14 protein-coding genes are annotated in these 13,177 nt (G+C 67.3%); 6 read left to right on the forward strand and 8 right to left on the reverse strand.

The features are described 5' to 3' along the window. Window positions 1-39: 39 nt before the first annotated feature. Together SROT_RS02045 and SROT_RS02050 are read right to left on the reverse strand one after the other, a co-directional pair. Window positions 40-756, reverse strand: a complete 717-nt coding sequence (locus SROT_RS02045) for a L,D-transpeptidase family protein (RefSeq protein WP_245535339.1) — start codon at window positions 754-756, stop codon at window positions 40-42. Window positions 757-788: 32 nt separating this feature from the next. Continuing rightward, window positions 789-1,364 (reverse strand): hypothetical protein, encoded by a 576-nt coding sequence (locus SROT_RS02050; RefSeq protein WP_041406830.1) that lies wholly within the window; start codon window positions 1,362-1,364, stop codon window positions 789-791. Between the two features lie 212 nt (window positions 1,365-1,576). Between SROT_RS02050 and groL the strand changes: the two genes are divergently transcribed. After that, the gene (groL, locus tag SROT_RS02055; protein WP_013137351.1) at window positions 1,577-3,202 is read left to right on the forward strand and encodes a chaperonin GroEL; all 1,626 of its coding nucleotides are present in this window, start codon (window positions 1,577-1,579) and stop codon (window positions 3,200-3,202) included. Between the two features lie 185 nt (window positions 3,203-3,387). Next, window positions 3,388-4,293: a polyphosphate kinase 2 gene (ppk2, locus tag SROT_RS02060; RefSeq protein WP_013137352.1), complete on the forward strand. Its 906-nt coding sequence runs from the start codon at window positions 3,388-3,390 to the stop codon at window positions 4,291-4,293. A gap of 72 nt (window positions 4,294-4,365) precedes the next feature. Here the strand turns inward: ppk2 and SROT_RS02065 are convergent, their stop codons facing one another. From SROT_RS02065 to SROT_RS02075, 3 genes are read right to left on the reverse strand one after another with little or no spacing between them, the layout of a single operon-like run. Beyond that, a complete protein-coding gene (locus SROT_RS02065; protein WP_013137353.1) occupies window positions 4,366-4,740 on the reverse strand; it encodes a DUF4873 domain-containing protein in 375 nt (124 codons plus the stop codon). A gap of 43 nt (window positions 4,741-4,783) precedes the next feature. Continuing rightward, complete coding sequence (locus SROT_RS02070) at window positions 4,784-5,851, reverse strand: ferredoxin--NADP reductase (RefSeq protein WP_013137354.1); 1,068 nt, start codon at window positions 5,849-5,851, stop codon at window positions 4,784-4,786. Further along, complete coding sequence (locus SROT_RS02075) at window positions 5,851-6,936, reverse strand: AurF N-oxygenase family protein (protein WP_013137355.1); 1,086 nt, start codon at window positions 6,934-6,936, stop codon at window positions 5,851-5,853. The genes SROT_RS02070 and SROT_RS02075 overlap by 1 nt, the downstream gene beginning before the upstream one ends. A 300-nt stretch (window positions 6,937-7,236) precedes the next feature. Between SROT_RS02075 and SROT_RS02080 the strand changes: the two genes are divergently transcribed. Together SROT_RS02080 and SROT_RS02085 are read left to right on the forward strand one after the other, a co-directional pair. Beyond that, window positions 7,237-7,791, forward strand: coding sequence for a hypothetical protein (locus tag SROT_RS02080; protein ID WP_013137356.1), 555 nt, complete (start codon window positions 7,237-7,239; stop codon window positions 7,789-7,791). 38 nt (window positions 7,792-7,829) lie between these two features. After that, window positions 7,830-8,696: an alpha/beta fold hydrolase gene (locus SROT_RS02085; RefSeq protein WP_013137357.1), complete on the forward strand. Its 867-nt coding sequence runs from the start codon at window positions 7,830-7,832 to the stop codon at window positions 8,694-8,696. 44 nt (window positions 8,697-8,740) lie between these two features. Here SROT_RS02085 and SROT_RS02090 read toward each other — a convergent pair whose 3' ends face one another. Further along, window positions 8,741-9,799, reverse strand: a complete 1,059-nt coding sequence (locus SROT_RS02090; protein WP_013137358.1) for a nucleoside hydrolase — start codon at window positions 9,797-9,799, stop codon at window positions 8,741-8,743. A gap of 2 nt (window positions 9,800-9,801) precedes the next feature. Then, window positions 9,802-11,703, reverse strand: coding sequence for a translational GTPase TypA (gene typA / locus SROT_RS02095; RefSeq protein ID WP_013137359.1), 1,902 nt, complete (start codon window positions 11,701-11,703; stop codon window positions 9,802-9,804). 101 nt (window positions 11,704-11,804) lie between these two features. On the opposite strand from typA, the gene SROT_RS16660 reads away from it, so the two are divergent. Beyond that, entirely contained in the window at window positions 11,805-11,972 is a 168-nt protein-coding gene (locus SROT_RS16660) for a hypothetical protein (RefSeq protein ID WP_187288053.1), read from the forward strand. Then, complete coding sequence (locus tag SROT_RS02100) at window positions 11,942-12,520, forward strand: GNAT family N-acetyltransferase (RefSeq protein ID WP_013137361.1); 579 nt, start codon at window positions 11,942-11,944, stop codon at window positions 12,518-12,520. Before SROT_RS16660 ends, SROT_RS02100 begins: the two co-directional genes overlap by 31 nt. Here SROT_RS02100 and SROT_RS02105 read toward each other — a convergent pair. Beyond that, window positions 12,517-13,176 (reverse strand): hypothetical protein, encoded by a 660-nt coding sequence (locus SROT_RS02105; RefSeq protein WP_013137362.1) that lies wholly within the window; start codon window positions 13,174-13,176, stop codon window positions 12,517-12,519. The two genes, SROT_RS02100 and SROT_RS02105, sit on opposite strands and share 4 nt — an antisense overlap. Window position 13,177: the final 1 nt, after the last annotated feature.

Raw genomic sequence — 13,177 nt, forward strand, 5'->3', positions numbered from 1 at the left:
TCCCACCACGCGGCGCATGGTCGGGAAGGCGGTTCTTGGTCAGGATCCTTGGACGGCCATGACCGCCCCCGGCCGCAGCCAGGTGATGAGGCTGCGCAGGTCCGCCTCGCTGATGGCGACGCAGCCCGCTGTCGGCCCGTCCCCGTCCAAATGCAGGAAATAGGCGCTGCCCGCGCCGGGGACGTGTTGCGGGTTCACGCCGATGACCACGGCGAGCGCGTAGGCGGGCACGTCCAGGCGTTCGCTCTTGGACTCGTTGAACGGGCAGGAGCCGGGCGCGCAGGTCTGGAATTGGTTGTAGAGCGGGCTGTTCACGTCGGCGACCCACCAGTCGTTGGGGCCGGTGCGGTGGTACGGCAGGGCGGTCGCGGGGGCGGGTTCGGTCCCGAACGCCCACGGCAGCGAGAACACGCCGGTCGGCGTGGCCGGAACGTCCTCGCTCGCCACATCGGCGACGCCCGCGGAGCCGATGTGGCCGCTGAGCGGGCCGGTCATGCTCCACCATTGCCCGTTGTATTTGCCCCACACCTCCACGTTGGCGTGGCCGGTCTGGTCCCCGGCCACGGCGACGACTTGTTGCGCGCCGCCCACCTGGTTCGCGAACCACGGCGGGGATCCCGCCAGGCTCGGCGCGCTGTCGGCGGCCGCGGCGAGCGGAACGGCCGCCACCGTGCCCGCGAGGGCGAGCAGGGCCCGCGTGAGCAGGCGCGGACGCGGCGCAGAGGCGCCCCGCGCCTGCGAGGAATGGGCGGTCACGTCTTTATAGTCGAGCGTCCCAGGCGGGAGCGTCAACCCCTCGCGCCGGGTTCGTCATTGCGGCGTGACCGGTTCGGGATCTGCGCCCTCTGGCCCGCGGAGCTCTTCGCGCGCAGGTCGCGACGGCGGTTTGCCGGCCCCGAGGGGAACGGGTCGGGTCGTGTGTTCCAGCCGGTGACCAGGTGTCGCCGCAGGTCGAGGATGAGGAGGACGAACAGCGCGAGCCAAGCGAGGAGCGCGACCCCGAGGGCGAGGCGCGCGACCGACTCGCTGGCGCTCGCGCTGTCCGGGCTCCAGCCCGTCAGGCGGGTCCATCGGGAATGCGAACCGGGCCATTCGCCGCGCCGCGATTCGCCGCCGTTTTCGACCGCGGTCAGGCCGAAGACGAAAAGCCCGAGCAAACTCACAGCCTGCGCCCAGGACATGCCCGCGGTCAACTCCCGCTCTCGGCGGTACCGGGTGATGCACAGGACAGTGCTCGGCAGGACGGCTGTCAGGAAAAACGATATGAAAAATTCTGCCGACCAGCCGCTTGTGATGGCCCAGACGGCGACCGCGGCGGTGAGCGGCAGCGAAAGCAACCCCGAAGCCCGCCGAAACAAACGCATGGGAAGAGCGTACTTCGCGGCCAGGCGCTGGCCGCCGGACTGTTCCTTGCACTCGCGCTGCCCGAGTGCTAACGTGGCAATTGGCACTCGCGAACTGTGAGTGCTAGGCCGGGATGGCGAGGCCAGCACATGACACGGCTGGCCGTCCGTCGCGGGCGCTCTGCCGGCCGCTGAAGAACGTGTCACCCCCGACTATGGAGGATCACCACGCTATGGCCAAGATCATTGCGTTCGACGAAGAGGCCCGCCGCGGCCTCGAGCGGGGCCTGAACGCCCTCGCCGACGCTGTCAAGGTAACCCTGGGCCCCAAGGGCCGCAACGTCGTGCTCGAAAAGAAGTGGGGCGCCCCCACGATCACCAACGACGGCGTTTCCATCGCCAAGGAGATCGAGCTCGAGGACCCCTATGAGAAGATCGGCGCCGAGCTGGTCAAGGAAGTCGCCAAGAAGACGGACGACGTCGCTGGCGACGGCACCACCACCGCCACCGTGCTCGCCCAGGCGCTCGTGAAGGAAGGCCTGCGCAACGTCGCTGCTGGCGCGAACCCGCTCGGCCTCAAGCGCGGCATCGAGAAAGCCGTCGAAGCGGTCACGGAGAAGCTTCTTTCCTCCGCCGTCAAGGTGGACACCAAGGAGCAGATCGCCGCGACCGCCGGCATCTCCGCTGGCGACCCGGCCATCGGCGAGCTCATCGCCGAGGCGCACGACAAGGTCGGCAACAACGGCGTCATCACCGTGGAGGAGTCCAACACCTTCGGCCTGCAGCTCGAGCTCACCGAGGGCCTGCGCTTCGACAAGGGCTACATCTCCGGTTACTTCGTGACCGACCCGGAGCGCCAGGAAGCGGTTCTCGAGGACCCGTACATCCTGCTCGTCTCCTCGAAGATCTCGACCGTCAAGGACCTGCTGCCCCTGTTGGAGAAGGTCATCCAGGCGGGCAAGCCGCTCGTCATCATCGCCGAGGACGTCGAGGGCGAAGCCCTGTCCACCCTCGTCGTGAACAAGATCCGCGGCACCTTCAAGTCCGTCGCCATCAAGGCCCCCGGCTTCGGCGACCGCCGCAAGGCGCAGCTGGCCGACATCGCCATCCTCACCGGCGGCGAGGTCATCTCCGAAGAGGTCGGCCTCTCGCTGGAGTCCGCCGGCCTTGAGCTGCTCGGCCGTGCTCGCCAGGTCATCGTGACCAAGGACGAGACCACGATCGTCGAGGGCGCCGGCGACTCCTCCGCCATCGCGGGCCGTGTCGCGCAGATCAAGACGGAGATCGAGAACACCGACTCCGACTACGACCGCGAGAAGCTGCAGGAGCGTCTTGCCAAGCTCGCCGGCGGCGTCGCCATCATCAAGGCCGGCGCTGCGACCGAGGTGGAGCTCAAGGAGCGCAAGCACCGCATCGAGGACGCCGTTCGCAACGCGAAGGCCGCCGTCGAGGAGGGCATCGTCGCCGGTGGCGGCTCCGCTCTGCTCCAGGCCGCCCCTGCGCTCGACAGCTTGGGCCTCTCGGGCGACGAGGCGACCGGCGCGAACATCGTGCGCGTCGCGCTCGAGGCTCCGCTCAAGCAGATCGCCTTCAACGCCGGGCTTGAGCCGGGCGTCGTCGTCGACAAGGTGCGCAACCTCCCCGCTGGCAGCGGCCTGAACGCCGCCACCGGCGAGTACGAGGACCTGCTCGCCGCTGGCATCAACGACCCGGTGAAAGTGACCCGTTCCGCGTTGCAGAACGCGGCTTCGATCGCGGGCCTCTTCCTCACCACGGAGGCTGTCGTCGCCGACAAGCCGGAGAAGGCCGCCGCCCCTGCTGGCGACCCGACCGGCGGCATGGGCGACATGGGCTTCTGAGCGGCCCCGCCTGCTGACGCAGAACCCCCCCAGCTTTTCCGCTGGGGGGTTCTGCCCTTTTCAGGGTTGTGCGCCGCGCGGTTCTGCGCCACAGGGCTCCCCTCGGCGAAACCGCTCTTGCGCGGCGAACCGGGCGTTCATCGCCCGTTCACCCCGAAGCCGCCAGTTGAGGATAGATTCCCCCTGTGTCTCAAGCCAGCGCCGCCGAACCTCATCCGCATGTCGACCTCGCCGACACGAGCGGTTTCACCGTTCTGGACGATGACGACGACGATCCACTGCTCCTCGCGCCCGGCGGCACGGCGGTCGACACCTGGCGCGAGGGCTACCCGTACGAGGAACGGCTCAGCCGCCATCAGTACGAGCAGGAGAAACGCCTTCTGCAAATCGAGCTTCTGAAGCTGCAACAGTGGTCCAAGAAGACCGGCCAGCGGCATGTCATCCTTTTCGAGGGCCGCGACGCGGCGGGCAAGGGCGGCACCATCAAGCGCTTCATGGAGCATCTGAACCCTCGTGGAGCCCGTGTGGTCGCGTTGGAGAAGCCCACCGAGCGCGAGTTGACGCAGTGGTATTTCCAGCGCTACGCGCAGCACCTGCCGGCCGCCGGGGAAATGGTGTTCTTCGACCGGTCGTGGTACAACCGGGGCGGTGTGGAGCGCGTCATGGGCTTCTGCACCCCCGTCCAGCACGCCGAATTCCTGCGGCAGGCCCCGATGTTCGAGCAGATGCTCGCCGAAGACGGCATCAGCCTCACCAAGTTCTGGTTCTCGGTCTCCCGGCTGGAGCAGCGCACCCGTTTCGCGATTCGCCAGGTGGACCCGGTGCGGCAGTGGAAGCTTTCGCCGATGGATCTCGCCTCCCTCGACAAATGGGACGCCTACACCGCGGCGAAAGAGGAAGTCTTCCGGTTCACCGACTTGGCGGCAGCCCCGTGGATCGTCGTGAAGAGCAACGACAAGAAGCGGGCTCGGTTGGGCGCGATGCGCCACGTCCTCAGCAAGTTCGAATACGAGAACAAAGACCACGAGATCGTCGGCGCGCCCGACCCGCTCATCGTGGGCAGGGCCGCTGACCTGCTCCGCGGCGAATAAAGCCCTGCGAGAGGCGTCGTCGTGTGCGCCGAAGCCGCCGACGGTTCTTGATCGGCTCTTTGGTCTGATCGGCTACTGGGCGGTGCCTTGGCTCTGCGACGCGAGGAGCTGCGCCTCGTGCTCCGCCGCTTCGGCTTCGGCCTCCTCGATGGAGCTCGGCACATGGAACGGCGGGCGGCTACGGCCCACCACTCGGTAGCGGTCCCAGAAGTCCAAATCGTCCAGGACGCCTTTGGCGGTGCCGTGTTCGGTGGTCACGCTGCCGTTCGCGCGCTCGCCGACGATCTCCTTGAGCGCAGCGTCCGCCTTGATGCGCCCGTACCAGCGGAACCGCCCGTCGAGCGGCTGCTGGTGCCCGCGCAGGACGGCTTGTGCGGTGAACGTGTGGCCGTCCACCTCCACCTGGACAGGGCCTTCGTAGTCGTGTTCGGCGTGCGCGTCGATCATGCTGTGCGTCCTTCGTTTTCTGTTCAGGAGTCGTGTGGCCAGATCACTGGTCGAAGGCGATGATGACCTCGTCGGTCTCAGGCACGGCCTGGCAGGCCAAGGTGAGCCCGAGCCGGATGTCCTCGTCCACGAGGGTCTCGTTGCGCAAGAGGCGCACTTCGCCGTCCAAGATGCTGCACACACAGGAGCTGCATTCGCCTTGGCGGCACGAGTACGGGACGTCCAGCCCTTGTTCGAGCAGATGGTTCAAGAGCGGCGTCTCCCGGTCCCAGGCGAGGACGTGCTCGCCGTCGTCCAGCTGGACTGTCACCCGTGCTGGCGGCAGCTCCGACGTGTTTCTGACCTCGACCGGCGCGAACGGGTCGGTGTCCAGGGAGAAATAAGCCTCGCGGTGCAGCTGCGCGGGCTCCACGCCGGCACCGGTCGCGGCTGCGGCCACCGCGTCCATGAACGGGGCCGGTCCGCACATGAAGACTCGGCTGTGCTGCCTGCCGCCCGTGAACGCGGCCAGCGCCTCCGCGCTCGGCCGTCCTTGTTCGGATTCGAGCCAGTGCTGCACCACGAATCGGTCGGGGAACTCCTCGGCGTACACCGCGAGCTGTTTGGCGAAGATGACCGACTCCGGGTCGCGGTTGGCGTAGAACAGGGCGACGCGCGCCGTTCCTGCCGCCAGCGCCGATTTGATGATCGAGATGATCGGGGTGATCCCGCTGCCCGCCGCGAACATCAGCAAGTCGTGGCCGAAAGACCTCGGGTAGAACGTGCCCGAGGGCGGCAGCACAGGGATCGACATGCCCGGCGCGGCGTTGTCGCACAGCCAGTTCGACGCGTAGCCCTCCGGGGTCCGTTTCACGGTCACGAGGATCTCGTCGTCGTCCAGGTGCGGCGAGCTGCAGATCGAGTAACACCGGGCCACCGAGCCCGTGCGCTCGCTCGGGATGCGCAGGGTCAAATACTGGCCGGGCCAATATTTGAACGCCTCCACCATGTCGTCGGGAATCCGGAACGCGATGGAGACGGCGTCCTTGGTCTCCTGCACGACTTCCGCGATCGTCAGCTGGCGCACATGCGCGCCGAGTTGGGACCGGTCTGCTGCGGGAGCCGCTGTCATCAGGCCCCCACGAGCCTGCGCAGGATTCGGCCGAAGAGCGAGGGCGTGCTTTCCTTGCGGGGCTCGCCGAAGACGTCTTCGTGGACGTCGTCGGGCAGCGCGCGGCTGAGTTTCCAGATCCGCTTGGTGAACCAGCCGTCGATCATGCCCGCCTCGTGGAAGAACCGGATCATCGGCTCGCAGATGAACTGCGCGTTCGCCCGGTAGTTCTCGCTGAGCTGCACGGCGAGGAACCCGCGGAACGCGGAGATGCCGAATGCGCGCCGGTACAACGCGGGCCAGAAGGTGAGCGGAGCCACAAGCGCGGTCGCGCCCGCGACGAGCAGCCGGTCCAAACCTTTCCGGACTCGGCCCGCGGCCTGGTAGCTGCGGACGAGTTCTTCGCGGGCGAAGGTGATGTGCCGGGCCTCTTCCAGGACGTGGATCTTGAAGAGCTGGCGCAGGTGCGGCTGGACGGTGTCGTCGGCAACGGCTTCCCGCTGCAGCCGGTCGAGGACTTCTTCGAAGAGCAACGTCCATCCGTAGGACCATGCGCCGAGGGGCATGTTGCTGACGATGCCCATGATCATTTTAGTGATCCTGGGGGGGAACAGGGCGGGCTCGACCCCGATCTTGTTCACGGCGCGGGAGAACATGATCGAGTGGCGGGTCTCGTCGCCGATTTCGGTGAGCATGTAGCGCGTGCTGTCGTCCACGAGGTTGCCGGCCGCGATGTTGCGGTACAGCATGACGCTCAGCACCCCTTCGACGAGGATGCCGAAGGCGAACACGCGGACCATTTCGTGTTTGCCGAGTTCGACGCGCTGCTCGGGGGACAGCTGGTCCCAGATCCTCGTGCCGTAGAGCGTGAGCCGGTGCTCCGGGTAGAAAAGCTTCCCAGGGAGCCACGGCTCGTCCCAGTCGATGTCCACTTCGGCGTCGTAGCTGCGCTCCACCGACGAGCGCAGCAGGCGCGCGGCGGTTTTCTCGCGGTCGCCGATCCGCTTGGCGCGGGTCTGCGAGGCTCCGGTGGAGAGCGTGGTCCCGATAGCTTGCGCGGCGCGGGCTGCGCCCGTGTTGACGTGCGGTTCGAGCGTGCTGGTCATTGGCGTCTCCATCTTGACAAAACCTGTGCCGGTGTACAGAACTCTACCGATTGTATGCCCGGTGTGACCTAGGACGCAAGCGCTAGAGGTGGCCCCCGTCAGTGTTTCCGAGCTAATGTTGCTAGCAAAAGTAATGCGGGTCACTTTCCTGCCGCAAAATCGATCCGGCGGGGCTCTCCGCCCTGCTTGCCCTCGTCCGCGCGCAGGGGCTCGCCGCCATGTCGCGAGGCCCGCTGTATCCTTCATGCGAGTAGAAAACCTTGTTGCTGACAGTGGTCGAGAGACAGGAGGACGGGGCCGATGGCAGAAGACGACCCTTGGGCGGTGCCGCACACCGATCTTGCCGCGCTGCGCGCCGCCGAGAACGCAGGTCGGCGCAAAATCTGGCCATGGGTCGCGGTCGCGACCGTGTTCGTCCTCGGTTTGGCCGTCGGGGCCGCCGTGCTCGCGTGGTTCGCGAAAGACTCCCTCGACGAGCTTCGGTCCACCGGAAAACTCGGACAAGTCGTCTATCTGCGCGCGCACGCGTACGCGGAGCAAGGCGCCGCGAACAACGCGGAGACCGCGGACATCACCTACACCGTGGTCCGCCATCTCGCGAACAAATCCCAGCCGCAGACCCAAACCTTCGCCCGCACCGTCTCCCTGCCGTGGGAGCCGCCGACGCAAGGGACGGCGGTGGACCTTGAGGGCTCGCTGGTCGAAGTCGTCCTCACCGTGAAAGTCCCGCAGAAGAGCAACGGCAATCTCGCCGGGCCGACCTGTTCGATGAGCTTGGACAACGACCTGTTGGACAACAAAACCGCCGCGGGGTACGGCAATGAAGTGACCTGTCACTGGAAGTTCTCCAAGTGACCCCAGGGCTGGACGGAAGATAGAGAGGACAGAGCAGCATGCGCGTGCGTCGCATCGACCTCACCCACGAGGCGTACACCTACATGAGGGTCTTCGCGTCCGAGGACAACCCGGCTGCCCCCGTGCTCCTCGTGGTGCCCGGCTACGGCACCCCGGCGGCCGCGCTCGACAAATTCGCCGCGCGCGTCCTCCAGGAAGGGGTCCAGGTCGTCACGTTCGACCTTCGGGGGCAGGGGGCGAGCAGGCCGAGGCCGAATCCGTTCCTCAACTGGGGCTGGAAGCGCCACTTCCAGGACGACCTCCCGCTCATCGTGGCCGATGTCCACGAGCTGTTCCCCGAAGCCCCGGTCTATGTGTTCGCCCACAGCCTGGGCGGTCACCTCGCCAGCCTGTATGTGTCCCAGCACCCCGGCGAGGTCGACGGCCTCATCCTGCTGGCCACGGGTATTTCGCACCGGCGCAACCACGCCAGCCCGCTCACTGCGGCCCTGGTCTCCCTCGGCGTCGTCGGGATGAACCTCGGAGCGCAGCTCTTCCGGGTCTACCCGGCGGTGTTCGCCAAATTCGACGGCGGCTACGGGCGCCAGCCCCGAGGCATGCTGTGGGACAGCGGCCTGGTCATCCTCACGGGCAAATTCCAGCCCGCCCGCATTGAGTTCGACGCGCAAGAGGCGCTGAGCGAGATCGACATCCCTGTCCTCGGGGCCACCTTGGAGGCCGACCCGTATGTGCCCCCCAAGGTGTTGCAGGACTTCCTGCGGCTCTTCACGGGCGCCAAGCCCACCCAGGAGCATATCCAAAAGCGGCTCGGCCACGCGGGGTGGATCGGGCGCCCGCAGCTCGTGGTCGAGCTGGTCGCGCAGTGGGTGAAGGCCAAAGAAAAGGAGAAGGCTGACAAGGAGTAGCCGGGCCGAGGCGCGAAGCCCAGCCTGGACAACGCCGCGGCGTCTCAGCCCCGTTGTCTGAGGAAGGCCGCCAGTCGGGGGATCACCCTGTCGAAGAAGCCGCCAGTGTCGGTCGCGACCGCGATTGCCGCATTCGGCTCGCGCCGCCACTTCCCAGACCAGTCCGCCACCGTCATGCCTCGGGTAATCAGCCCCAACAGCTCGACGTCCACAGCCGCTGGCGCGCTCAACACGATTTCCGGGTCGATGGCGGCCTCTGCGGCGAACGGGTCGTGCATGTGCGCGATGTACCCGTCGCCCTGGTCGTGGTGGAACTCGAAGTAGAACCGAGTGGCGTCTTCCAGAAGGCGCAGGAGCGGGTTGTGCGCGTTCGAGCGTTTTCCGCGCGGGTCGTTCTGCGACAGCGCCGGACGGGGTGCTCCTTCGACCAGTTCGCCGAGTTTGCCGAGCAGCTCGGGGGTCAAGATGATTCGCTCGGTGAGGTTCAACCCGCAGATCAACGGCAATGCGATAGGCGGGCCCGGTGTGTGCTCGACCGCATCGGACCACGCGTCGAAGACCTCTTTCGCGGCCTCTGGGTCCACAGAGATGTTCCACTCTGCGACCGGGGTGGTGTTGCCGGGGTAGTCGAACGACCCGCCCATGACGACCAGTCGGCGCAGCAGCCGCGGCAGCTCCGGTTCGGCCCGCAAGGCAAGGGCGAGGTTGGTGAGCGGGCCGGTGACCAGGCCGACGAGCTCGCCCGGTTTGGACCGCGCCGCCCGCGCCCATGCCTCGGCGGCGTCGTAAGGGGTGGTCCAGGCTTGTGCCTCGTCCACGGCCGCGTAGCCCAGCCCGCAGCCGCCGTGGGTGTCGTCGGCGATGTCGAACCGCTCGCCGGGGGCGAGGCGCAGGGGGGCCTGCCTGCCTTGGGACACCGGGATATCCGCCCGCCCGGCGAGTTCGAGCACGGCGAGCGTGTTGGCGCACACCTGGTCCACATGGACGTTCCCCGCTGTGCACGCGACGGCGACGAGGTCCGCCTCAGGGTGCGACAGCAGGGTCAGCAGCGCCCACACGTCGTCGATCCCGGTGTCGACGTCGGCGAAGACAGGGATGGCCATGGTCAGTTGTTGTTGGCGGCCTTCGCGCGGCTGCGCGACTTCGCGCGGTCGCTCGCGAGGAGTTCCGCTTTGCGGATTCGGATGATTTCGGGGGTGACCTCGACGCACTCGTCGTTCGCGCAGAGTTCCATCGCGATCTCCAAGTCGATCTCCATCGGCTTGACGAGGGTTTCCGTCGCGTCCGAGGTCGAAGCGCGCATGTTGGTGAGTTTCTTCTCCCTGGTGATGTTGACGTCCAGGTCCTCGGCGCGAGGGTTGAGGCCGACGACCATGCCCTCGTAGGTCAGATCGCCCGGCGAGACGAAGAACGTGCCCCGGTCGGCGAGGTTGATGAGCGCGTACGCGGTCACCGCGCCAGCGCGGTCCGAGATGAGCGAGCCGGTGTGGCGGCCCCGGATCTCGCCCGCCCATGGGCCGTAGGCTTCGAACTCCGCGTTCGCGATGCCGGTGCCCCTGGTCGTGGTGAGGAATTCCGTCCGGAAGCCGATGAGCCCGCGCGAGGGCACGCGGAAAGTCATCCGCGTCGAGTCGGCTCCGTGGCTCGCCATGTCGTCCAACGACCCTTTGCGGTCCGCGAGCAGCTGGGTGATCGCGCCGATGAACTCCGACGGGGCGTCGACGGTCAGCCGCTCGTACGGCTCATGCACTTTGCCGTCGACAATCCTGGTCACCACCTGCGGTTTGCCGACTGTCAGCTCGAAGCCCTCCCGGCGCATCTGCTCGACGAGGATCGCGAGCGCCAGCTCGCCCCTGCCCTGGACCTCCCAGGCGTCGGGGCGGCCGATGTCGATGACCTTGATCGACACGTTGCCGATGAGCTCCTGGTCCAAGCGCGCCCGCACCATCCGGGCGGTCAGTTTGTGCCCGGAGACTCGGCCCGCGAGGGGGGAGGAGTTCGTGCCGATGGTCACGGAGATCGCGGGCTCGTCCACGGCGATGCGGGGCAGCGCCACCGGGTGCTCTGCGTCGGCGAGGGTGTCGCCGATCATGATCTCGGGGATCCCGGCGACCGCCACGATGTCGCCCGCGACCGCGAGGTCGGTGGGGCTGCGCTCCACGCCGGTGGTGACGAGCAGCTCGGAGATCCGCACGTTCGAGACCTGCGGCTCGCCGTTCACCTCGCGCATCCACGCGACGGTCTGGCCTTTGCGCAGTTGGCCGTTGTGAATGCGCAGCAGGGCCAGGCGGCCGAGGAAGGGCGAAGCGTCGAGGTTCGTGACCAGCGCCTGGAACGGCGCGTTCCGATCGCCCGAGGGCGGGGGCACGACTTCCAGCAGCTCGTCGAAGAGCGGGTCGAGGTTGTCGCCCTCGGGCACCGTGCCGTCCGCGGGCTGGGTTTTGGAGGCCACCCCAGCGCGGCCCGACGCGAACAGGATGGGCAAGTCCAGGGCGTGCTCCGCGGCTTTGGCCGCTTCCGGGGGAAGCTCGGAGGCGATGTCGAGGATGAGGTCGTGCGTGTGCTCGACCACCTCGTCGATGCGCGCGTCCGGCCGGTCGGTCTTGTTCACCACGAGGATCACCGGCAGGGAGGATTCGAGCGCCTTGCGCAGCACGAATCGGGTCTGCGGCAGCGGGCCCTCGCTCGCGTCCACCAAAAGGACCACTGCGTCCACCATGGAGAGGCCGCGCTCCACCTCGCCGCCGAAGTCTGCGTGGCCGGGGGTGTCGATCACGTTGATCACCGTGACCGAGCCGTCCTTGTTGTGCCGGTGCACAGCGGTGTTCTTGGCGAGAATGGTGATGCCTTTCTCGCGTTCGAGGTCGCCGGAGTCCATCACCCGGTCCGTCGCCTCGCCTCGTTCGGCGAGAGCGCCCGATTGCCGGAGCATGGCGTCCACGAGTGTGGTCTTGCCGTGGTCGACGTGGGCGACAATGGCGATATTGCGGAATTCCGTGTGGGTCACGGATGGAGATTGTGTCAGGAAGTTCTGTCCTTGGCGAATCTACCGGCCCCGACGCCGCGCGCTGGTCGTCGCCCCTCCGGAAGAAGGGTAGGCTGATCTGCGTGAAAGCGAAGAAGTTCGCCAGCTTGCAACCGAAGAAGAAATGTTGCAAGAGCCAGCCACGATGCCTGCGTTGCCCCGTGGTGTTGATGCGTGTGGAGAAGGCGGTGGACTTGGACCATGCGGAGAAAGTGCCCAAATGGCTCCTGATCCAGGCGAGGAAGAAGTAACCAGCGTCACTCTTTTCCGGCTCTGCCAAGACGATTGGGAGCGCCACCGCGCGATCCGGCTCGAAGCCTTGCGCACAGCCCCGGACATGTACTCGACGAAGCTCGAGGACATGGTGGACCAGCCGGAGTCCTTCTGGCGCGAGATCATGGGGAAGAACCGCTACTTCTACGTGCGGACGGGTTCTGACGTCGTCGGGCTCGCCGGTCTGGCCACTCCGACGGGGCATGCTGCGGCGAGCGCGGACAAGGGCACTGCGTTGACAGAGCAACTGCCCGCTAGCACGGGCATGTTGATCAGCGTGTTCGTCGCGGCCAGGGCGCGGGGGCGCAGGCTTGGGGCCCTGCTCTCCCAGGCGGTGATCGGCCAAGCGAGGGCGGAGGGGCTTCGCGCGGTCTTCTTGGAAGTCGCCGAGCACAACGACGTCGCGAGGCGCGTCTACGAGGAGCTTGGTTTTTCCTACACCCGCCGAGCCCGCCCCACGTTCGCCCCCGGCCTGTCGCACCAAGAGCTCGAAATGCGCCTTGACCTGCTTGCCGCGCCTCGTTAGTGCAGAATGCTCCCGGTCGCGTCGCATTGGTTCGAGCCGGGGTGGAACCGGCATTGCGGCTCGTCCTCGTCCGGCGCGCCGCTCTCGTCGTCCGCCCCGGCCCCGCCCTCGCCCGGCGCGGGGCAACCGCCCTGCTCGCGCAGGGGGTCGAGGGCCGCGCTGAGATCGCGCAGGCCGCCCTCCAGCGCGTCGATCGCTGCGTAAGCGTCTGGGTCGGCCCCGGTTCCGGCGAGCCTCGGGCTCTGGTAGCGGACGCCGCTGAAGAAGTCGTCGTGGTCGTCTTGGACCACGACGAATTGGCCCTCGACCGCGTCCCGCATGTGCTCGTAATCCGGGGTGACGGCCTCGAATTGCTGGCTCAGCCCCGGGTCGCCCGCTGCCGCCACCGCGCGGCCGAGGTAGCCGAAGGCGTTGATCATGGTTTTGAGCCGGAAATCCTCGTCGTGCTTTTTGACGTCGATGCTCGCGTAGGCGTTGTTCATGACCAGCCGCAAGTTCTCGAGGTCGAACTGCATGTCGCCGATTTTCTCCTCGACATCGTCCAATGCCGGGCACGGAGGCGCGGCGGCGGCGGGCGGGGAACCAGCGAGGGGAGCCGCGCCGAACGCGAGGAAGCAAGCGAGCGCCGCAAGGGCGGGTGTGCGCGCAACGCCCATA

Source organism: Segniliparus rotundus DSM 44985 (assembly GCF_000092825.1).
GTDB lineage: Bacteria > Actinomycetota > Actinomycetes > Mycobacteriales > Mycobacteriaceae > Segniliparus > Segniliparus rotundus.